Origin of the sequence: Sphingomonas sp. ABOLE, assembly GCF_003950455.1 — a bacterium.
GTDB classification, from domain to species: Bacteria; Pseudomonadota; Alphaproteobacteria; order Sphingomonadales; family Sphingomonadaceae; genus Sphingomonas; species Sphingomonas trueperi.
Window position 1 is genome coordinate 143,695 of sequence record NZ_QQWY01000003.1, and the last position, 17,865, is coordinate 161,559.

The following is a 17,865-nucleotide window of genomic DNA, read 5'->3' on the forward strand; positions in this document are numbered from 1 at the left end:
CGTTGCCGGACCGCCCCATTTCCTTGGCCGAAGCCGAGACGCTTAGCGCTTCGAGAACTGGAAGCTGCGGCGAGCCTTGGCCTTGCCGTACTTCTTACGCTCGACGGCGCGGCTGTCGCGGGTCAGGAAGCCGGCCTTCTTCACCGGGGCGCGCAGCACCGGCTCATACTTGGTCAGCGCCTGCGAGATGCCGTGCTTCACGGCACCTGCCTGGCCCGAGAGACCGCCGCCCTTGACGGTGCAGATCACGTCATACTGGCCCTCGCGCTCGGCGACACCGAACGGCTGGTTGATGACGAGACGCAGCGTCGGACGCGCGAAATAGATTTCCTGGTCACGACCGTTGATCGTGATCTTGCCGGTGCCCGGCTTCAGCCACACGCGGGCCACGGCGTCCTTACGACGGCCGGTGGCATAGGCGCGGCCATACTGGTCCAGCTCCTGCGCACGCAGCGGCGTGGTCGGGGCGGCCGGCTCGTCGATCTGGCCGGCGAGATAGGCGTCGGCAGCGGCGGCAGCAGCCGGAGCGGCGGCCTGGCCTTCGGTCGGCGCGGCGGGCTGCTGGCCCAGCGCTGCGCCCAGGTCGGAAAGCGACTGGCGGTTGTCAGACATTATGCACCCACCTTGTTCTTGCGGCTCATGCCGGCGATGTCGAGAACCTCGGGGTTCTGAGCTTCATGCGGATGCTCCGAACCGGCGAAGATGCGCAGGTTGCGCATCTGCTGGCGGCCGAGCGGGCCGCGCGGGATCATGCGCTCCACGGCCTTCTCCAGAACGCGCTCCGGGAAGCGGCCTTCGAGAACCTTGGCGGCGGTGACGCCCTTGATGCCGCCCGCATAGCCGGTGTGCTTGTAGTACACCTTCTGGCCGAGCTTCTTGCCGGTGAAACGGATCTTGTCCGCGTTGATCACGATGACATTGTCACCGCAGTCGACGTGCGGGGTGAAGCTGGTCTTGTGCTTGCCGCGCAGGACGTTCGCGATCACCACCGCTGCACGACCGACGACGAGCCCTTCGGCGTCGACGATGTGCCACTTCTTCTCCACCTCGGCCGGCTTGGCCGACTTGGTGGTCTTCATCAGCGCCTTCATGGCCTGTGACCTTTCGCGTAGGAAATGCATACGCGCCACCGTTGCCGGCAGCGCGATTGATGCCCCTCTGACGATTTGGGGCCTGAAAGTCAAGAAATGCGTGGGTTTGCTGACGGGTAAAATGATACCTGTCGGTTCAGCGTGTCTCGTCGGCGATCCAGCGGGCGACGGCGGCGCCCGCCTCGACCGGCCATTGTTCGATCACCGGCAGGTCATAGTCATGGATCGCGGCGATCCGCTCGCGGAGGCGCAGCGCGAGGGCAGGGCGGGTCTTGAACAGCGCGGGGACTTCCTCGCCACGCTCGATGCCACCCTGCCAGCGATAGATCGAGATGCAGGGCGCGAGGAGGTTGACGCAGGCCGCGAGCTGCTCCGCCAGCACGGTCTCCGCCACGCGCTCGGCATCGGCGCGGCTGGCGAAGGTGACGTAGAGCAGCGCGGTGTCGCTCACCGGGTGCGGCCGACGGCGTGGACGCCCCATACCGTAGCGCACACCAGCAGCGCGCCGACCAGCTGGTGGGTGGCGGCCAGGTGGAGGTTCACCCCGGTCATCACGGTCGCGATGCCGAGCAGGATCTGGATGCCGAACGCCGAGTGGATCGCGATCGAGGCGCGGCGATCACCGGCAGCCTTGGCCTTGCGGGCGAGGACGATTAGGCCGGCGACCACGACCCAGGCCCACCAGCGGTGGATGAAGTGGACGATTGCCGGATCGTAGAGCGCGGCATGGAGCGGGCTCTCGCCGATCTGGCTGACACCGGGGAAGAAATGGTCGTTCATCAGCGGCCACTGGTTGGTGACCAGCCCCGCATCGAGGCCTGCTACCAGCGCCCCGTAGAAGAGCTGGACCGCCAGCAGTACCAGCACGCCCGCGCCGAGCCCGGTCAGTCGGGCAGGGCGCTCGGCATGGTTGGCGGCAAGCGCGCGCAGGTCGAGCATCGTCCAGACGATGCCGCCCAGCGTGAACAGCGCGGTCATCAGGTGGGTCGCCAGCCAGAAATGGCTAACCGAGGTGCGGGTGTGGTTGAGCCCCGACTTCACCATCCACCAGCCGAACGCGCCCTGCAGCCCGCCTAGCGCGAGCAGCGCGACCAGCCGCCAGCCATAGCCCTGCGGGATCTGCTTGCGGACGGCGAACCACAGCAGCGGCAGCGCGAACACCATGCCGATCAGCCGGCCGAGCAGGCGGTGGATATATTCCCAGAAGAAGATGCTCTTGAACCCGCCGAGCGTCATGCCCTGGTTGAGCTGCTCATACTGGCCGATCTGCTTGTAGTGGTCGAACTCGGCCTGCCACTGCGCGTCGTTGAGCGGGGGCACGATGCCGGAGATTGGCTTCCATTCGGTGATCGACAGGCCCGATTCGGTGAGCCGGGTAATGCCCCCGACCACGACCATCGCGACGATCATCGCGGCGACGACGAACAGCCAGTGCGCGAGCGCGCGGGGGCGGGCGGTGAGGGGAAGGATGGTCATTTTCAGCACGTACCGCGATGTACGCGCTCGGGGAAGCGGGCGCTAGCTGCCGGTTTGTGGACTTTCGGGAAGCGCAGGCGGCGTAGGCGGTGCTGCGGGCTGGCGTCTCATCGCGATGTCGATCAGCGTCTCAAGCCGGATCACCCGCTCGCGCGTCTCGATTGAATGGCGGCGGGCTTCCTCGGCGGTGGTCAGCGCCTGCTCGACCTTGTGCTGGAGCAGCGCGACCTGCTGGAGCGCGCGTAGCGCATCGGTCCAGAAGCTCACTGGCGCGCCCAGCCGGAAAGGGCAGTGGACAGCGCATCCCAGTCGATTGAGGTATCGGTCAGCAGCTGTTCGCGGACCTCGGCGCGATACGCCTCCTCGTCGAACGCGGTGGCGGCGGCGCGCGCAGCTTCGAGCTGGGCAAAGGCCGCGTCCGTGCGGGCATTGGCCTGTTCGAGCTGGGCGAGCAGGTCGCGCATCAGCGCCATCTCGGCGTCGGTCGGCTCGGTATAGCGTTCGGCGGCGGTGCGCATGAAGTCGCTGACCGTCATGTCCGCCGCTTCCGCATTGGCGGAAATGCGCCGTTTTTCCTCGGGCGATACCAGCACGACAACGCGGCTGGAGCGAGTCTGGGGAAGCTGCGTAGCCATGTGCATGTACATGGCATGTGCATGTTGGAGATTCAAGGTGGGGCAGGACCCAGATCCTCCCCGGAACGGGGAGGGGGACCATTCGCGCCAGCGAATGGTGGGGGGGGCGCGCCGCAAGGCGCGGATCGCTCTCAGCCTGGGAAACCGCTGCGTGCCGCAGCGGCCCCTCCACCACCGCCTTCGGCGGCGGTTCCCCTCCCCGTTCCGGGGAGGATCTGGCGTCGTTTACGCCCGCACCCCGTCGGCCAGCTCGGCCTCGTTGTAGCGGAGCGCCTTCAGCACCGTGTCGACGATGTTGGCGGCGTTCAGCCCCGCTTCGTCATACTGCTTCTCGGGCTTGTCCTGGTCCTGGAATATGTCCGGCAGGCGCATGGTGCGCAGCTTGAGGCCGGCGTCGATCAGGCCGGTATCGCTGGCGAGCGTCAGCACATGCGCACCGAGGCCGCCGATCGCGCCTTCCTCGATCGTCACCGCCACTTCGTGGGTGGTGAGCAGGCGGCGGATCAGATCCTCGTCGAGCGGTTTGGCGAAGCGCAGGTCGGCGACGGTGGTCGAGAGGCCCTTGGCCTCGAGCGTGTCGGCGGCCTTTAGTGCTTCCGCAAGGCGCGTGCCGAGCGACAGGATCGCTACCTTCTTGCCCTCTCGGACCACGCGACCCTTGCCGATTTCCAGCCGCTCCGGAACCTTGGGCAGCGCCAGTCCGACGCCGTTGCCGCGTGGATAGCGCAGCGCGATCGGGCCGCTGTCGTGCATCGCCGCCGTGTGGGTCATGTGGACGAGCTCGACCTCGTCCGCGGCCGCCATCACCACGAAATTGGGCAGGCTGGCGAGATAGGTCACGTCGAAGCTGCCGGCATGGGTCGCGCCGTCGGCACCGACCAGGCCCGCGCGGTCGATCGCGAAGCGGACCGGCAGGTTCTGGATCGCGACGTCGTGGACGACCTGGTCGTAGGCGCGCTGCAGGAAGGTCGAGTAGATCGCGCAGAACGGCCGCATCCCCTGCGCGGCAAGGCCCGCTGCGAAGGTGACCGCGTGCTGTTCGGCAATGCCCACGTCGAAGGTGCGATCGGGGAACGTCGCCTGGAACTTGTCGAGCCCGGTGCCCGAGGGCATCGCCGCGGTGATCGCGCAGACCGACGCATCACGCTCCGCTTCGGCGAGCAGCGCATCGGCGAACACCTTGGTATAGGCGGGCGGGCCCGGGGGTGCCTTGGCCTGTGCCCCGGTGATCACGTCGAACTTCTGGACGCCGTGATACTTGTCCGCCGCCGCTTCGGCCGGGGCATAGCCCTTGCCCTTCTTGGTCACGACATGGATCAGGATCGGGCCCTGCTCGCTGTCGCGGACATTCTCCAGCACCGGGATCAGATGCTCGAGATTGTGGCCGTCGATCGGGCCGACATAATAGAAGCCAAGTTCCTCGAACAGCGTGCCGCCGGTCGCCATGCCGCGGGCGAATTCCTCCGCCTTGCCGGCTGCCGCGGTGAGGCGGCGCGAAAGCTTGCGGGTGAAGCGCTTGGCGAGCTCGCGCAGGCCGAGATATTCGGACGAGGAAATGAGGCGCGCAAGATAGGCCGAAAGCCCGCCCACCGGCGGGGCGATCGACATGTCGTTGTCGTTGAGGATCACCACCAGCCGGTTGCCGGCGGCCTCGGCGTTGTTCATCGCCTCATAGGCCATGCCCGCGCTCATCGCGCCGTCGCCGATCACCGCGATCGCCTTGCCCGGCGCCTCGTTGAGCTTGTTGGCGATCGCAAAGCCGAGTGCGGCCGAGATCGAGGTCGACGAGTGCGCGGCACCGAACGGATCATACTCGCTCTCGCTGCGCTTGGTGAAGCCGGAGAGGCCTCCACCCTGACGAATCGTGCGGATCCGATCGCGCCGACCGGTGAGGATCTTGTGCGGATAGCATTGGTGCCCGACGTCCCAGATCAGCCGGTCGTCGGGGGTGTTGAATACATAGTGGATCGCCACCGTCAGTTCGACGACGCCCAGGCCGGAGCCTAGATGCCCGCCGGTGGAGCCCACCGCACTGATGGTTTCGGCACGAAGCTCGTCGGCCAGCTGGCGCAGCTGGGCGGGGGCGAGCTTCCGGAGGTCCTGCGGCGTGTCGACCGTGTCGAGCAGCGGCGTCTTGGGTAGGTCAGCCATGGGCTTTGTTAGCGCAACGTTAGTCTCAAGTCGAACGGTCTGTTGGACAGGTCAGTCACACTTGCCGCACTTGCCGCGCACCTCGATCACCGGCCGGACCGGCGAAAAACCGGCGTGCTGGGCTGCGGACCGTACGTTTTTCGTGATCGAATCGTCGTCGATATGCGTGGTCTGGCCGCAGCTGTCGCAGACCAGGAAGATGCAATCATGCAGGCATTCGGGATGTGCATTGGCAACATAGGCGTTCGCGCTTTCCACCCGGCGGGCCAGATTGGAGCCGACGAACAGGTCGAGGATGCGGTAGACGCTGTTGGCCGCGACCCGGCGGCCTTCGGCCTTCGAGACGGCCTCGGCGATGTCATAGGCCGAGGCGGGCTTGTCGAACCCGGCCAGCGCCTCGAACACGCGCTCGCGCATCGCGGTCCACTGCTCGCCGGCCTCTTCCAGCCGGGTGCGGGCCGCCTTGGTGAGATCGGCCCCGTGGTGCTCGTGATGATTGTGCGCGGACATGAAGACGATTTAGGCGTTGCGGCCGCATCCGGCAAGCAGTGGCCGGTCTGGGCTCAATAGGTCGCGCGGCGATTGAGATCGTGGCCGAGCGCGACCAGCGACACGCCGATCAGCGTCCAGATCGTCTCGAACCCGCCATGCGGCAGGCTCAGCGCGCCGCTCATGATGCCGAGCCCGAACGCGCCGACGGCGGCGGGAGCCATATAGCCGTGATGGACGATGCCGCGGCCGAGCGCATAGATGCCGAAGCCGATCGCCAGCACCAGGCCATATTCATGGATATGCGGATCGAGCAGGCCGCCCGCGGTCGACACGATCGTCAGCAGCACGGTGGTCGCGATGCAATGAATCAGGCACAAGCCACTGATGCCGATCGCAACGCGATCGAAGGCGCCATCCAGGCCCGACCACCAGCGGCTCAGGGGGGTACTCAACGACATGGGCGCCATATAGAGCCGCGATGAAGGCGGTACAATATATCATGGCGCAATTTCGGGGTTAATCGACGCGTACATGCGGGTGCCGGACGCGCAATGCGCGCTTAAAGGCGAAGGCTTGCGATTCCGAGCGGTCTGGTCAGGAGCGACATGATGTACCGGGTTGCGATAATTGCAACAACGCATTGCCAGATCTTGTGACACTTTGGTGAAGTGAACGGCGCGTTGCAAGGGTAGGCCGGATGACGCTCTAGGGTACGCCACCCGGCCATGCCCATGCCGAGTATTATAGGTCGTCCTCCCTGTGTTTACCAGTGTGCTTGGGTCGATTTCGCCGCGTTTTGTGCGGAGCTGGCCGGGCGGCTGCCGAGATAATGCGCTTGTGCGGAATCGGTGGCGTTGATCGCGAGCAGCGAGCGCGCCTCCGCCATAGCTTGCACCGATCCGCTGCGCTCGGCGGCGGTATCGAGCAGCCGGTCGAGCAGCAGTTGGCCTTCCTCCCACCAGCCGATTCCGCTGGCGGCATTGAGGTGTCCCTGCGGCCCCGGATCGACGAACAGGCTGCCCCAGCCGCGGGCAAGATCCTCCGCACGTTCGATCGACATCCAGGGGTCGTCGCTGCTCGTCACCACCACGCTGGGGAAGGGGAACAGGGTCGCCGGCGTCGGGCGGAAAGCGTGGAGCTCCGCCGGCGCCGAGTCGCGGTCGACGTCCGCCGGTGCCACCAGCAGCGCGCCGGCGACCGGCGTGCCGAAGGTCTGGCCGGCGAGGGTGGCCCACCAGGCGACCGCCAGACAGCCCAGGCTGTGCGCGGCGAGTACCACCGGCGCCTGTGCCTGGCGGATCGCCTGGTCGAGTTTGGTCACCCAGGCGTTGCGGTGGGGCGTGTCCCACATGCCGAGCTCGACTCGGCGGGTATCGGGGCGGGACTGCTCCCACAGCGTCTGCCAGTGCGACGGCCCGGAGCCGCCGAGGCCGGGGACGGTGAGGATGATCGGCGAGCGATCATCGATCGGCGAAAAGATCGTCATTGCGTTCCTCTCCTTGTGTCCTGGGAGGGGCTGGCCGGACCTTCTCTATAACCCCTACTGGATTGATGGGCGATAAGCCTTGCGTCGAATGGAGGAGCGGTTGCGCCGGGGCGTTGGCCGCGCCTAAAGGGCGGGCATGGCAAAGCTTCGCGCCGATCAACTGCTCGTCGACCGCGGGCTCGCCGAGAGCCGCACGCGGGCGCAGGCGCTCATCATGGCGGGGCTCGTCTTTGCCGGCGAGCGCAAGATCGAGAAGGCGGGCCAGATGCTCGCAGAGGACGCGGCCCTCGAGGTGCGCGGCCGCGACCATCCCTGGGTATCGCGTGGCGGCATCAAGCTCGCCCATGCGCTCGAGCATTTCGGCTGGGACGTGACGGGCGCGGTGGCGATCGACGTCGGTTCCTCGACCGGCGGCTTCACCGACGTGCTGCTGACGAACGGCGCGGCGCGGATCTATGCGGTGGACAGCGGCACCAACCAGCTCGCCTGGAAGCTGCGGCAGGACGCGCGGGTGGTGGTCTACGAGCAGACCAGTGCGCGCATCCTCACGCCAGCGCACATCCCCGAACCGATCGACTTGGTAGTCTGCGACGCGAGCTTCATCGGGCTTTCGAAGGTGCTAGACGTGCCTTTGGGCTTTACCCGGCCCGGCGCGCGGCTGGCGGCGCTGATCAAGCCGCAGTTCGAGGCGGGGCGCGAGGAAGTCGGCAAGGGCGGGGTGGTCCGCGATCCGGCCGTGCACGATCGGGTGTGTGCCGAAGTGGCCGCTTGGCTGGAAGGCAAGGGCTGGCAGGTGCTGGGCGTGACGCGCAGCCCGATCACCGGGCCTGAGGGCAATGTGGAGTTTCTGATCGGCGCGGTGCGAGCTGCAGGCTAAAGCCACTGCCACAACGGGTTTTTGGGATCGGCCAGCAGCTTGATCGTCAGCGCGAACGACATCACCACCAGCAGCGGCCGCACGCCCTTCCCGCCGAAGCGGATGGCACACCAAGCGCCGAGCTGGTTGCCGCACACATTCGCCGCAGCCATGCCGATGCCGAGCAGCCAGAGCACCTTGCCTCCGGCAATCATTGCCAGCAGCCCGGCCAGGTTGGTCGCGAGGTTGAGGAACTTGGTGTTGGCAATGGCGCGCACCAGCCCGAGGCCGCCCAGCGCGACCAGCGCCATCGTCAGGAACGATCCCGTGCCTGGGCCAAAGAACCCGTCGTAAAAGCCGATCGCGGCGCATACGGCAGCCAGACCCCAGCGGCCGAGACGCGCATGCCGGTCGGCCTCGCTCATCTTCGGCGCCAGCAGGAAATAGAAGCCCATCGAGATCAGCAATACGGGCACGAAAGCGGCCAGAAAGCCGGGGTCGATCCGTTGAATCGCTGTTGCTCCCAGAGCGGAGCCGACAAAGGCACCGCATGCGGGTATCGCAAAGCCGCGAATGTCAACGCGGCCGGCGCGCAAATAGGCGAGCACGGCCGATCCGGTGCCGATCATGCTCTGCAGTTTGTTCGTCGCTAGCGCGGCGACCGGCGGCACTCCGGCCGTCAACAGCGCGGGGATCGTCAGCAGCCCGCCGCCGCCAGCCATCGCATCCACGCAACCAGCCAGGAAGGCGACAAAGAGCAGGAAGGCGAGCGCATCGACGGTCAGGTGCATGGCCCCGGCTAGACGAAGGCGGGGGCGGCTGACAATCGTTCGAGCGAACGAGGGGCGCATCCAGACCGGGGACAACCAAAGGCCGGCGCCTTCTCATTCGCGTTCCGATCGCCTAGGGCTGGCGAACAAGGGCCGGGCGCCCGTGCATTGGGGAGACGCGCATGAACGCACTGGCATCGAAGGCGCAACTGCGGCGCGGTTTCTGGCGGCGCGCGTTGGTGACGGTGCCGCTCGTGGTGCTGCTCGGCTTCGGATCGGCGATGGTCGCGCCCGCCGGCGACGAGAACCCCTGGTTCATGGCGCTCGCCAAGCCCGCAATCCAGCCGCCCAACATCGCCTTTCCGGTCGTCTGGACCATCCTCTACGTGCTGATGGGGCTCGCCCTGGCACTGGTGCTGAGCGCGCGCGGGGCGCGGGGGCGGGCGGCGGCGGTGGTGCTGTTCGTCCTCCAGCTTGGCGTCAACCTCGCCTGGTCGCCGATCTTCTTCCGCTTCCATATGCTCGACCTCGCGTTGATCGTGATCGTCGCGCTGGCGGTGCTCGTCGCGGTGACGATGGTCGCCTTCTGGCGCGTCCGCACGCTCGCCGGGCTGATGCTGCTGCCCTATCTGGCGTGGGTGTGCTTCGCGAGCGTGCTGTTCTCGCAGGTCCGCGATCTCAATCCCGATGCAGAAAAGATTGCGTCGGCGGCGTCGAACGCCCACATCCACCTCGAAACGCTTTGAGTGGGGTTTTTGACATGCAGACCGACAACCGCCTGTTCGACGATCTGGTGAAGATGGTGAACGGCGCCGCCGGCACCTTCGCCGGGGTGGCGCGCGAAGCCGAGGCCGGCGCCCGCGAGCGCGCCCGCGAATGGATCGGCGGGCTCGACTTCGTCAGCCGCGACGAGTTCGAGGCCGTGAAGGCGATGGCCGTCGCCGCGCGCGACGAGGCCGATGCGCTGAAGGCGCGCCTCGATGCGCTGGAGGCCAAGCTGAATCCGCAAGGGAATGCGTGACGCTGGCCGAGACTTCCTTGTCCACAGCTTTCGGCGGCGGGGCGCAGGCGCAAGCTTGTGCCCCGTCCGCGCGCTTGGCACTAGCGGGCATGGCTACACGACCGGGGGCTGAATGGGCATGCTAGACGAGGCGGAATTCGACCGCGACGCGGCCGCGCCCATCGACATGCTCGAGACCTATTTCGCCGCCCATGGCTGGACCCATGAGCGCGAGGACGACGAGATCGTCGCCAAGGTGAAGGGCAGCTGGACCCAGTACGAGCTCCGCGCGATCTGGCGCGAGGATGACGGCGTGCTGCAGTTCATGGGCTTCCCCGACGTGCGCGTCCCCGAGGAGCGGCGCGGGCTGGTCTACGAGACGATCGGGCTGGTCAACGAGCAGCTGTGGATCGGCCATTTCGAGCTCTGGTCGTCGACCGGCATCCTGCTGTTCCGCCACGCCGCGCTGATCGACGGCGACGAGGGCGCGTCGCTGACGCTCGCCCAGGCCGAGCTGCTGGTGGAAAGCGCGATCGACGAGTGCGAGCGCTTCTACCCCGTCTTCCAGTTCGTGCTGTGGGGCGGCAAGACGCCGAGCGAGGCGATCGCCGCGGCGCTGATCGAGACCCAGGGCGAAGCCTGACATGGCGCTGCTGGATCGGATCTGGCTGGTCGGTGCCGGCAACATGGGCGGGGCGATGCTCCGCCGCTGGGCAGGGGCGGGGATCGACGCGTCCGCGATCACCGTCATCGATCCGGGCAGCCCGGCCATTCCCGAGGGCGTGCGGCATGTGACCGCGCCGCCCGAGGGCGAGCGGCCGACCGCACTGGTGCTGGCGGTGAAGCCGCAGCAGCTCCACAATGTCGCGCCGGTACTCGCGCCGTTCGTCGCGGGCGTGCCGCTGCTGGTGTCCATCCTGGCGGGGGTTGAAGTTGCGACGCTGGCGGATGCGCTTGGCGCAAAGACCGTGGTGCGTGCGATGCCCAACCTCCCGGTCGCGATCGGCAAGGGTGTCGTCGGCCTCACCACCCCGAGCGACGATGCGGAGGCACGCGTTGCCGCCGAGACGCTGATGCAGCCGCTCGGGCTGGTCGAATGGGTGCCGAGCGAGACGATGCTCGATGCACTGACCGCGCTCGCGGGTTGCGGCCCGGGCTTCGTCTTCCGCTTCGTTGATGCGCTGGCGGAGGCGGGGGCCGCGCTTGGCCTGCCTGCGGGCCAGGCGCAGCGGCTGGCGCTCGCTACCGTCGAGGGTTCAGGCCTGATGGCCGCGGCTGCCAGCGAAAGCCCGGCGGTGCTGGCGGACCGTGTCGCCAGTCCCGGCGGCTCGACCCGCGAAGGGCTGAACGTGCTCGATCGCGACGAGGCGCTGAAGACGCTGCTGCGCGATACGCTGGCGGCTTCGGCTCGCCGCAACGCCGAGATGGCCGCCGAAGCGCGCAAATAGCGCGGTACGCGACGGAACGCCTGGTATGCCGGATGGTTAACCTCCCGATCCCACGTATCGACGGAGGCTATCATGGCTACCACGACCGAATCGAAGCGTAACACCAAGACCAACGCGAACAACACCGCCAAGACCAGCAGCAACGGCGCCAGCCTGGGCGTGATCGCCGGCGCGGCGGCGGGCGGGGCGGCGCTGGGCCTGCTCGCGATGCTCGGTCGCAAGGCGGCGGTGCAGGCGCCGAGCGCGCTCGCCGGCAACTGGGACGATGCATTGAAGGCCGAGCACAAGGCAGTGCTCAAGGTGTTCGACACGCTCGAAGCCACCGACGACAAGGCGACGATCCGCCGCAACATGCTGCTCGCGCACATCAAGCATGCGCTGGTGAAGCATGCGATCGAGGAAGAGAATGTCATCTACCCGGCGCTCCGCGAGGCGGGCAAGACCGAGCAGGCCGACGAGCTCAACGCCGAACATGGCTATGTGAAGCAGTTCCTCTACGAGCTCGAGAACATGCCGAGCACCTCGCCCAAGTGGCTGGAGAAGGTGAAGGAATTCCGCGCCGCGCTGGAAAAGCACATCCGCGAGGAAGAGGATACGCTGTTCCCCGAGCTCCGCGCCCAGCTGAGCGAGGAAAAGAACAAGGCGCTTACCCTTGCGATGAACAAGGAAGGCTTCAAGGTCGCCTGAACAAGGGCGGCGTCGGGCGCGCTCAGCGCCCCAGCGTCGCTACCCGGCCGCGCTCGTCCTCGGGCATCAGCCCTTCGAGCACGGCCCAGAATCCCCCGACGGCTCCCTGGCCGGCGCTCGAATAGGCGCCGGCCATTTTTTCGCGCAGCGCCTCGAACAGTTCGGACTCGAGCTTGGCGCCCGCGTCGGTGAGCCGCAGCAGCCGCTGCCGCCGGTCGCGCGTGCCCGCCCGCGTCTCGACCAGCCCGCGCTCGGCCAGTTCCCCCAGCACCCGGCCCAGCGACTGTTTGGTGATCGCCAGCAGCGAGAGCAGCTCGCTCACCGTCAGGTCGGGCTTGCGGGCGATGAAATAGAGCGCGCGGTGGTGCGCCCGGCCCAGCCCCTGGCGCGCCAGCCCGTCGTCGATCGAGCGGGTGAGGTGCGAATAGCCGAAATAGAGCAGCTCGATGCCGCGCCGGATTTCGGGCTCGCGCAGGAAGAGGGGAGAGGCAGGAATTGGGGCAGCCATGTTGACCGTTTCTGCCACCGCGCCTAGTCCTGCGCAACCCGAGCCTCTGGGGACGAGAAAGACCGAGTGATGGAAGACGCGACGATCCTGGATTTCGAATTCGAAGCCCACACCAACCCGCGCACCCGCGACGAGCGCGCGACGATCCTCGCGAACCCCGGCTTCGGCAAGGTATTTACCGATCACATGGCGGTGATCCGCTATTCGGCCGACAAGGGCTGGCACGATGCACGCATCCAGCCCTATGCGCCGCTCCAGATCGATCCCGCCTGCGCGGTGCTCCATTATGCGCAGGAGATTTTCGAGGGGCTCAAGGCCTATCGCCTGCCCGATGGCGGCGCGGGGCTGTTCCGCCCGGGCGAGAATGCCCGCCGCTTCCGCGAATCCGCCGAGCGCATGGCGATGGCGCCGCTGCCGGAGGACCTGTTCCTCGCCTCGATCCGCGCAATGGTGAAGGCCGATCGCGACTGGATTCCGGAGGGCGAGGGCGCCTCGCTGTACCTCCGCCCCTTCATGTTCGCGAGCGAGACCTTCCTGGGCGTGAAGCCGGCGAGCGAATATCTCTACCTCGTCATCGCCTCGCCCGCGGGTGCCTATTTCAAGGGCGGCGCGCCCTCGGTGACGCTGTGGGTGTCCGATCACTATACCCGCGCTGCGCCGGGCGGCACGGGCGCGGCCAAGTGCGGCGGCAACTATGCCGCCAGCCTGGTCGCCCAGGCCGAGGCGATCCGCCAGGGCTGCGACCAGGTGGTGTTCCTCGACGCGGTCGAGAACCGCTATGTCGAGGAGTTGGGCGGCATGAACGTGTTCTTCGTGTTCGACGACGGGACCATCGCCACGCCGCCGCTCTCGGGCACGATCCTGCCGGGCATCACCCGCGAATCGCTGATCACGCTGGCGCGCGGCGCGGGCGTCGAGGTGCGCGAGGAGCGCTATTCGATCGACCAGTGGCGCGAGGACGCCAAGAGCGGCCGCCTGCGCGAAGCCTTCGCCTGCGGCACCGCCGCGGTGGTAACGCCGATCGGCGCGGTGCGTGGGCAAGGCTTCGAGTTCCAGATCGGCAATGGCGGCCCGGGCCTGCTCACCGAGAAGCTGCGCGAGCAATTGGTGGGAATCCAGCGCGGGGTCGCACCGGACCCGCATGGGTGGCTTGAACGTCTGTTCTGAGGCTCTATAAGCCCGCTTCCCGTTGGGGCGTCGCCAAGTGGTAAGGCAACGGTTTTTGGTACCGTCATTCGGAGGTTCGAATCCTCCCGCCCCAGCCAGGTTCTAGAAATTCCCAGCCATAACGGAGCGCGCCACCCGGGCGCGCTCCTTCGGTTCATCCCCGCAGCTGCTTCACCGCATGGTCCGCAGCGCGCATGGTCAGGGCCATGAAGGTCAGCGACGGGTTGACGCACGAGGCCGAGGCCATCTGCGCGCCGTCGGTGACGTAGAGGTTCGGCGCGTCGTGCGCCTGGCTGAAGCCGTTGAGTACCGAATTGCGCGGATCGCTGCCCATGCGCGCGCCGCCCATTTCGTGGATGGCGTCGCCGGGGACGTGCTCGCCTTCGTTGCTCCGCACATTCTGCAGCCCCGCGGCGCGGAGCATCGCTTCGCCCTGCACCTTGGCGTCGGCGATCAGCTTGAGCTCGTTCTCGCGGAAGGTCACGTCGAAGCGCATCAGCGGCACCCCGAAGCGATCCACCTTGCTGGGGTGGAGCGAGACGCGATTGTCCTTATAGGGCAGGCACTCGCCGAACGCGCCCATGCTGAACCGCCAGGGGCCATAGCGGCGCATGCCGTGCTTCATCTCGGCGCCGAAGCCCACCGGACCTGCCGGCTGGCGCCAGGCGCTGCCCTGATAGCCATAGCCGCGCTTGAAGCCCACGCCTTCCTCGCCGCCGATGTTGCGGAAGCGGGGAATGTAGACGCCGCCCGGGCGCCGGCCATATTCGATGAAGTCGGTCATGCCCGGGATCTCGCCGTCGATGCCGACGCGGAAGATATGGTCCATCACATAGCGGCCCAGCGTGCCGCTGCTGTCGAAATGGCTGCGCTCGCTGCCCGGTGCGCGCGAGTTGAGCAGGATCTGGTTCGATCCCATCGCCGAGGCGCAGAGGAACACCAGGTCGGCGTTCACCACCTGTGCCTGACCCGTCTTGGCATCGACATAGCGCACGCCGGTGACGCGCTTCTTTGCCGCGTCATATTCGATATTGGTCACCACCGCGTCCGATTGGAGCGTCAGCTTGCCCGTGGCGCGGGCAGCGGGGAGGGTGACTGCCTGGGTCGAGAAATAGGCGCCGAACGAACAGCCATTGCCGCACTGGTTGCGGAACTGGCACTTGGTGCGGCCTTGGTCGGGCTTGTCCTCGGTCATGTTCGAGAGGCGGGTGTTGATCAGCTTGCGGCCGGGGAACTTGGACTCCAGCCGTTCCTTCAGCCACTTCTCGGCGACGTTCATCGGCATCGGCGGCTGAAAGTTGCTGTCCGGCAGATAGGGCAGGTTCTCGCGCGAGCCCGAGACGCCGATATAATCCTCTACTTTGGCATACCAGGGGGCGATGTCGTCATAGCCGATCGGCCAGGCGCCATCCACGCCCTCGCGCTTGTTCGCCTCGAAATCCTCCGGCGCCCAGCGGAAGCTCCAGCGGCCCCAGATCAGCGACTTGCCGCCCACCGCACCGGGGCGGATCCAGTAGAATTTGCTGCCCTCGTCGAACGCATAGGGGTTCATGCGGTCGTTGTTGTAGAAGCCCATGTTGCTGGGCTGCACATAGCCGCGCTTGGCGATGAAATAATCGCGCTCCTGCAGCGGCTTGGGCATGATGTTGTGCGCGGGCACCTCATAGGCGGGCTTGCCGTCGTACGGATAGTCCTCGCCATGCTCGACCATGCGGCCCCGATCTAGCATCAGCACGCGGAGGCCCTTCTCGGTGAGTTCCTTGGCGGCAAAGCCGCCGCTCACGCCCGAGCCGATGACGATTGCATCGAACCTGTTGGTTGCAGCCATTATATGTCCCTCTCCCAGGGCGTGTTGTTGGTTAGAAGCGCAGCGCTTGCAGCGTCTTGAAGCTGGTGGTGATGTCCGGAAGATAGGGCGCAGGGGCCTGATCATTCTCGACATAGAAGTGGCGGACATGCGCGCTCGACGGACGCTTGAACAACGCCGCGAAGTCGATCGTGCCGGTGCCGACCGCAGACATGCTGCCATCGGCGCGCATGTCCTTGACGTGGTACGAATAGAGCCGCTTGTTCAGCCGGTCGATCAGCGCGCCCAGATCCTGGCCCGCGCGCTTGGCCCAGTAGAGGTCGAGCTCGACCTTCACCAGCGCGGGATCGGTCGCCTTAAGCAGCCGGTCATAGAGGCTGACGCCGCCGGGCTTGTTGGTGAACTCGAAGTCGTGGTTGTGATAGGCGAAGTCGAAGCCCGCCTTCTTCAGGTCGTGGGCGAACTTGTTGAAGTTCGGCAGCGCCGCGTTCCAGCCCGCCTCGGTGCGGTGCTCGTCGGTCATATAGGGCAGCACTACGGTCTTGGCGCCGAGGGTGCGGGCCATCGCCACCGACTTGTCGAACTGGCCGAGCAGCGCGTCATAGCCGATGTGGAGCGACGGGCAGCGCAGGCCGGCCTTGTCCATGGTGGCGCGGAGCATCGCCGGATCCATGCTGTCATAGCCGCCACCGCCGAACTCGATCTCGCGATAGCCGATCTTCGCGATCGCCTGCAGCGTGCCGACCGGATCCTTCTGGAAGATGTCGCGGACGGTGTAGAGCTGGATGCCCACCGCTGGGATCTGCGCGGCGAAAGCCTGCGGAATGAGGCGATCGAAAAGCGCGAGGGCGGTGACGCCGCCCGCACCGGCGAGCAGGGTACGACGAGTGATCATCATGCGCTGTACACCTTGTTGACCTGAGCATAGGGGAAGGCGCCGTTATATTCGCCCGGCACCGGCAGATATTCGCGTTCCTGGGTGATGCCGATCTCCGAGGTGTAGTACCCGGTGATCACCAGCTGGCGGAACGCCTCGAAGAAGGTCTTGCCGCCCGCGATCTGGCCGTTCATCGCCAGGGTGAGCAGCGCGTCCTGCTGCGCCGGCGTCGCCTTGGCGGCGGCGACCTTATAGTCCTGCTGGGACCGCGCCTCGATCGCATCCAGCCCGGCGACGATCGGCACGCGGTCCTCCGGCATCGCCCAGTCGGCGAGCAGCTTCTCGATGAAGGCGGGCACGCCCGCGGCGATGGCGCCCGGCGTGTCGGTGGTGGGGATCACCCGCTCGCTGAGCGCGGTCATCAGCGCGCGCTGGGCGGGGGTGAACACCGCGACGCTGGGCGGCCCCTCCGGGATCATCTGCGTCGCGGTCATCTGCGCGGCGCGGGCGATGGGGGCAAACACGCCCGCCCCGAACAGGGCGAGGACACCGGTCAGCGCGGCGCGACGGTCGATGTTCATTTGCGGTCTCCCGGAAGGTCCTGCGCGATCGCCGTTTCGGGCAGTGGGCGCACCCAGATGTTGCGGAACGACACCGGCGAGTCATGGTCCTGCAGCTGGATCGGCAGGGCATCGGCATGCGCGGTATATTCGGCGATGTGGCGCCAGTTGGTGGTGCCGAGCATCGCCTGGTGGTTCTGCACCAGCACGCCGTTGAGGAAGGCGGTGATATAGGCCGGGCGCAGCAGCTTGCCGTCGGCGGCGAAGCGGGGGCGCTCGAAGACGATGTCGTAGCTCTGCCACTCACCGGGCTTGCGCGACGGGTTCACCAGCGGCGGCTTCCAGCCATAGACGCCGCCCACCGTGCCATCGGCATAGGTGGGATTCTGATAGCCGTCGAGGATCTGGATCTCGTAGCGCTGCATGAACCAGATGCCGCTATTGCCGCGATCCTGCGAGCTCTTGGTCGGCGGATTGGGCGAGCGGAACTCGAGGTGGAGCTGGACGTCGCCGAAATTCTGCTTGGTGATCAGCGCATTCTCGCCGCCGCTGCTCGCGCGGGTGGGCACGGTGAGCACGCCGTTCGCCACCGGCCAGAGCTTGCGCTGCGCGGTCCAGGCATCGAGCGAGCGGCCGTCGAACAATATGATCGCATCCGAGGGCGCGCCGCCGGGCTGCGCCGCAGGGGTGACGACGGTCGGGTAGGGGCGGTCCGAATCATGGACGTGCCAGTTGCCGCCGCCCGGCAGGATCGGGGTGTCCTTGAACCCCGGCTTGTCCTGTGCCGCGGCGGGCGTCGCGGCAAGGACCGCCAGACCCGCGAGCAGCACGCTTGTGCGTCTCGACATGCTTCT

Annotated in this window: 23 protein-coding genes and 1 tRNA gene; 8 read left to right on the forward strand and 16 right to left on the reverse strand. The window is 67.0% G+C overall.

From position 1 onward, the window contains the following. Positions 1-42: 42 nt before the first annotated feature. The 10 genes from rpsI to CA234_RS03280 all read right to left on the reverse strand — a co-directional run bounded on the left by rpsI (position 43) and on the right by CA234_RS03280 (position 7,331). A complete protein-coding gene (gene rpsI / locus CA234_RS03235; RefSeq protein WP_064310032.1) occupies positions 43-612 on the reverse strand; it encodes a 30S ribosomal protein S9 in 570 nt (189 codons plus the stop codon). Continuing rightward, positions 612-1,091, reverse strand: coding sequence for a 50S ribosomal protein L13 (gene rplM / locus CA234_RS03240; protein ID WP_084253420.1), 480 nt, complete (start codon positions 1,089-1,091; stop codon positions 612-614). The genes rpsI and rplM overlap by 1 nt, the downstream gene beginning before the upstream one ends. Before the next feature lie 136 nt (positions 1,092-1,227). Beyond that, entirely contained in the window at positions 1,228-1,542 is a 315-nt protein-coding gene (gene cutA / locus CA234_RS03245; RefSeq protein WP_125972673.1) for a divalent-cation tolerance protein CutA, read from the reverse strand. Beyond that, entirely contained in the window at positions 1,539-2,567 is a 1,029-nt protein-coding gene (locus CA234_RS03250; RefSeq protein ID WP_126000861.1) for a COX15/CtaA family protein, read from the reverse strand. Before CA234_RS03250 ends, cutA begins: the two co-directional genes overlap by 4 nt. A gap of 42 nt (positions 2,568-2,609) precedes the next feature. Continuing rightward, positions 2,610-2,834 (reverse strand): hypothetical protein, encoded by a 225-nt coding sequence (locus CA234_RS03255; protein WP_125972669.1) that lies wholly within the window; start codon positions 2,832-2,834, stop codon positions 2,610-2,612. Then, on the reverse strand, positions 2,831-3,202 hold the full coding sequence (locus tag CA234_RS03260; RefSeq protein WP_125972667.1) for a hypothetical protein: 372 nt from the start codon (positions 3,200-3,202) through the stop codon (positions 2,831-2,833). Before CA234_RS03260 ends, CA234_RS03255 begins: the two co-directional genes overlap by 4 nt. A 225-nt stretch (positions 3,203-3,427) precedes the next feature. Next, entirely contained in the window at positions 3,428-5,353 is a 1,926-nt protein-coding gene (dxs, locus tag CA234_RS03265; protein ID WP_125972665.1) for a 1-deoxy-D-xylulose-5-phosphate synthase, read from the reverse strand. Between the two features lie 51 nt (positions 5,354-5,404). Continuing rightward, positions 5,405-5,863 carry a transcriptional repressor gene (locus tag CA234_RS03270; protein ID WP_121075235.1) on the reverse strand — a complete coding sequence of 153 codons (459 nt, stop codon included), beginning with the start codon at positions 5,861-5,863 and terminating at the stop codon, positions 5,405-5,407. Positions 5,864-5,916: 53 nt separating this feature from the next. Beyond that, complete coding sequence (locus CA234_RS03275) at positions 5,917-6,312, reverse strand: MerC domain-containing protein (protein WP_125972663.1); 396 nt, start codon at positions 6,310-6,312, stop codon at positions 5,917-5,919. Between the two features lie 296 nt (positions 6,313-6,608). Next, on the reverse strand, positions 6,609-7,331 hold the full coding sequence (locus tag CA234_RS03280; RefSeq protein WP_125972661.1) for an alpha/beta hydrolase: 723 nt from the start codon (positions 7,329-7,331) through the stop codon (positions 6,609-6,611). A 136-nt stretch (positions 7,332-7,467) separates the two neighbouring features. Between CA234_RS03280 and CA234_RS03285 the strand changes: the two genes are divergently transcribed. Further along, entirely contained in the window at positions 7,468-8,208 is a 741-nt protein-coding gene (locus CA234_RS03285) for a TlyA family RNA methyltransferase (RefSeq protein WP_125972660.1), read from the forward strand. Here the strand turns inward: CA234_RS03285 and CA234_RS03290 are convergent. Beyond that, positions 8,205-8,978: a TSUP family transporter gene (locus tag CA234_RS03290; RefSeq protein WP_126000862.1), complete on the reverse strand. Its 774-nt coding sequence runs from the start codon at positions 8,976-8,978 to the stop codon at positions 8,205-8,207. The two genes, CA234_RS03285 and CA234_RS03290, sit on opposite strands and share 4 nt — an antisense overlap. A 161-nt stretch (positions 8,979-9,139) precedes the next feature. Here CA234_RS03290 and CA234_RS03295 point away from each other — a divergent pair, with 161 nt between their 5' ends. From CA234_RS03295 to CA234_RS03315, 5 genes are all read left to right on the forward strand, one after another. Continuing rightward, positions 9,140-9,703, forward strand: coding sequence for a TspO/MBR family protein (locus CA234_RS03295; RefSeq protein WP_125972656.1), 564 nt, complete (start codon positions 9,140-9,142; stop codon positions 9,701-9,703). Positions 9,704-9,717: 14 nt separating this feature from the next. Next, entirely contained in the window at positions 9,718-9,978 is a 261-nt protein-coding gene (locus tag CA234_RS03300) for an accessory factor UbiK family protein (RefSeq protein ID WP_125972654.1), read from the forward strand. Between the two features lie 112 nt (positions 9,979-10,090). Further along, positions 10,091-10,600, forward strand: a complete 510-nt coding sequence (locus tag CA234_RS03305) for a YbjN domain-containing protein (protein WP_010544228.1) — start codon at positions 10,091-10,093, stop codon at positions 10,598-10,600. Position 10,601: 1 nt separating this feature from the next. Continuing rightward, positions 10,602-11,405, forward strand: a complete 804-nt coding sequence (gene proC / locus CA234_RS03310) for a pyrroline-5-carboxylate reductase (protein WP_125972652.1) — start codon at positions 10,602-10,604, stop codon at positions 11,403-11,405. Positions 11,406-11,477: 72 nt separating this feature from the next. Next, the gene (locus CA234_RS03315; RefSeq protein WP_125972650.1) at positions 11,478-12,092 is read left to right on the forward strand and encodes a hemerythrin domain-containing protein; all 615 of its coding nucleotides are present in this window, start codon (positions 11,478-11,480) and stop codon (positions 12,090-12,092) included. 22 nt (positions 12,093-12,114) lie between these two features. On the opposite strand, the gene CA234_RS03320 is transcribed toward CA234_RS03315, so the two are convergent. Continuing rightward, entirely contained in the window at positions 12,115-12,600 is a 486-nt protein-coding gene (locus CA234_RS03320; RefSeq protein WP_125972648.1) for a helix-turn-helix domain-containing protein, read from the reverse strand. Positions 12,601-12,669: 69 nt separating this feature from the next. On the opposite strand from CA234_RS03320, the gene CA234_RS03325 reads away from it, so the two are divergent. Continuing rightward, positions 12,670-13,767: a branched-chain amino acid aminotransferase gene (locus CA234_RS03325; RefSeq protein ID WP_125972646.1), complete on the forward strand. Its 1,098-nt coding sequence runs from the start codon at positions 12,670-12,672 to the stop codon at positions 13,765-13,767. 23 nt (positions 13,768-13,790) lie between these two features. Then, positions 13,791-13,865 (forward strand) — tRNA-Gln (locus CA234_RS03330). Positions 13,866-13,921: 56 nt separating this feature from the next. On the opposite strand, the gene CA234_RS03335 is transcribed toward CA234_RS03330, so the two are convergent. The 4 genes from CA234_RS03335 to CA234_RS03350 are packed head-to-tail and all read right to left on the reverse strand — an operon-like array spanning position 13,922 to position 17,859. Beyond that, positions 13,922-15,595, reverse strand: a complete 1,674-nt coding sequence (locus CA234_RS03335) for a GMC family oxidoreductase (protein ID WP_125972644.1) — start codon at positions 15,593-15,595, stop codon at positions 13,922-13,924. A 31-nt stretch (positions 15,596-15,626) separates the two neighbouring features. Beyond that, complete coding sequence (locus tag CA234_RS03340; protein WP_126000863.1) at positions 15,627-16,472, reverse strand: sugar phosphate isomerase/epimerase; 846 nt, start codon at positions 16,470-16,472, stop codon at positions 15,627-15,629. Continuing rightward, on the reverse strand, positions 16,469-17,032 hold the full coding sequence (locus CA234_RS03345; protein ID WP_125972640.1) for a gluconate 2-dehydrogenase subunit 3 family protein: 564 nt from the start codon (positions 17,030-17,032) through the stop codon (positions 16,469-16,471). The genes CA234_RS03340 and CA234_RS03345 overlap by 4 nt, the downstream gene beginning before the upstream one ends. Continuing rightward, positions 17,029-17,859, reverse strand: coding sequence for a DUF1080 domain-containing protein (locus CA234_RS03350; protein ID WP_125972638.1), 831 nt, complete (start codon positions 17,857-17,859; stop codon positions 17,029-17,031). Before CA234_RS03350 ends, CA234_RS03345 begins: the two co-directional genes overlap by 4 nt. Positions 17,860-17,865 lie beyond the last annotated feature (6 nt).

Bases quoted from the DNA above. Each gene is read 5' to 3' on its own strand.
- CA234_RS03345 (WP_125972640.1), bottom strand. From the start codon at position 17,032: ATGAACATCGACCGTCGCGCCGCGCTGACCGGTGTCCTCGCCCTGTTC.
- CA234_RS03315 (WP_125972650.1), top strand. From the start codon at position 11,478: ATGGCTACCACGACCGAATCGAAGCGTAACACCAAGACCAACGCGAAC.
- CA234_RS03350 (WP_125972638.1), bottom strand. From the start codon at position 17,859: ATGTCGAGACGCACAAGCGTGCTGCTCGCGGGTCTGGCGGTCCTTGCC.
- CA234_RS03300 (WP_125972654.1), top strand. From the start codon at position 9,718: ATGCAGACCGACAACCGCCTGTTCGACGATCTGGTGAAGATGGTGAAC.
- CA234_RS03285 (WP_125972660.1), top strand. From the start codon at position 7,468: ATGGCAAAGCTTCGCGCCGATCAACTGCTCGTCGACCGCGGGCTCGCC.
- CA234_RS03325 (WP_125972646.1), top strand. From the start codon at position 12,670: ATGGAAGACGCGACGATCCTGGATTTCGAATTCGAAGCCCACACCAAC.
- CA234_RS03305 (WP_010544228.1), top strand. From the start codon at position 10,091: ATGGGCATGCTAGACGAGGCGGAATTCGACCGCGACGCGGCCGCGCCC.
- CA234_RS03260 (WP_125972667.1), bottom strand. From the start codon at position 3,202: ATGGCTACGCAGCTTCCCCAGACTCGCTCCAGCCGCGTTGTCGTGCTG.
- CA234_RS03335 (WP_125972644.1), bottom strand. From the start codon at position 15,595: ATGGCTGCAACCAACAGGTTCGATGCAATCGTCATCGGCTCGGGCGTG.
- proC (WP_125972652.1), top strand. From the start codon at position 10,602: ATGGCGCTGCTGGATCGGATCTGGCTGGTCGGTGCCGGCAACATGGGC.
- dxs (WP_125972665.1), bottom strand. From the start codon at position 5,353: ATGGCTGACCTACCCAAGACGCCGCTGCTCGACACGGTCGACACGCCG.
- CA234_RS03250 (WP_126000861.1), bottom strand. From the start codon at position 2,567: ATGACCATCCTTCCCCTCACCGCCCGCCCCCGCGCGCTCGCGCACTGG.
- CA234_RS03320 (WP_125972648.1), bottom strand. From the start codon at position 12,600: ATGGCTGCCCCAATTCCTGCCTCTCCCCTCTTCCTGCGCGAGCCCGAA.
- CA234_RS03340 (WP_126000863.1), bottom strand. From the start codon at position 16,472: ATGATGATCACTCGTCGTACCCTGCTCGCCGGTGCGGGCGGCGTCACC.
- rplM (WP_084253420.1), bottom strand. From the start codon at position 1,091: ATGAAGGCGCTGATGAAGACCACCAAGTCGGCCAAGCCGGCCGAGGTG.
- CA234_RS03290 (WP_126000862.1), bottom strand. From the start codon at position 8,978: ATGCACCTGACCGTCGATGCGCTCGCCTTCCTGCTCTTTGTCGCCTTC.
- CA234_RS03280 (WP_125972661.1), bottom strand. From the start codon at position 7,331: ATGACGATCTTTTCGCCGATCGATGATCGCTCGCCGATCATCCTCACC.
- CA234_RS03295 (WP_125972656.1), top strand. From the start codon at position 9,140: ATGAACGCACTGGCATCGAAGGCGCAACTGCGGCGCGGTTTCTGGCGG.
- CA234_RS03270 (WP_121075235.1), bottom strand. From the start codon at position 5,863: ATGTCCGCGCACAATCATCACGAGCACCACGGGGCCGATCTCACCAAG.
- CA234_RS03275 (WP_125972663.1), bottom strand. From the start codon at position 6,312: ATGGCGCCCATGTCGTTGAGTACCCCCCTGAGCCGCTGGTGGTCGGGC.
- rpsI (WP_064310032.1), bottom strand. From the start codon at position 612: ATGTCTGACAACCGCCAGTCGCTTTCCGACCTGGGCGCAGCGCTGGGC.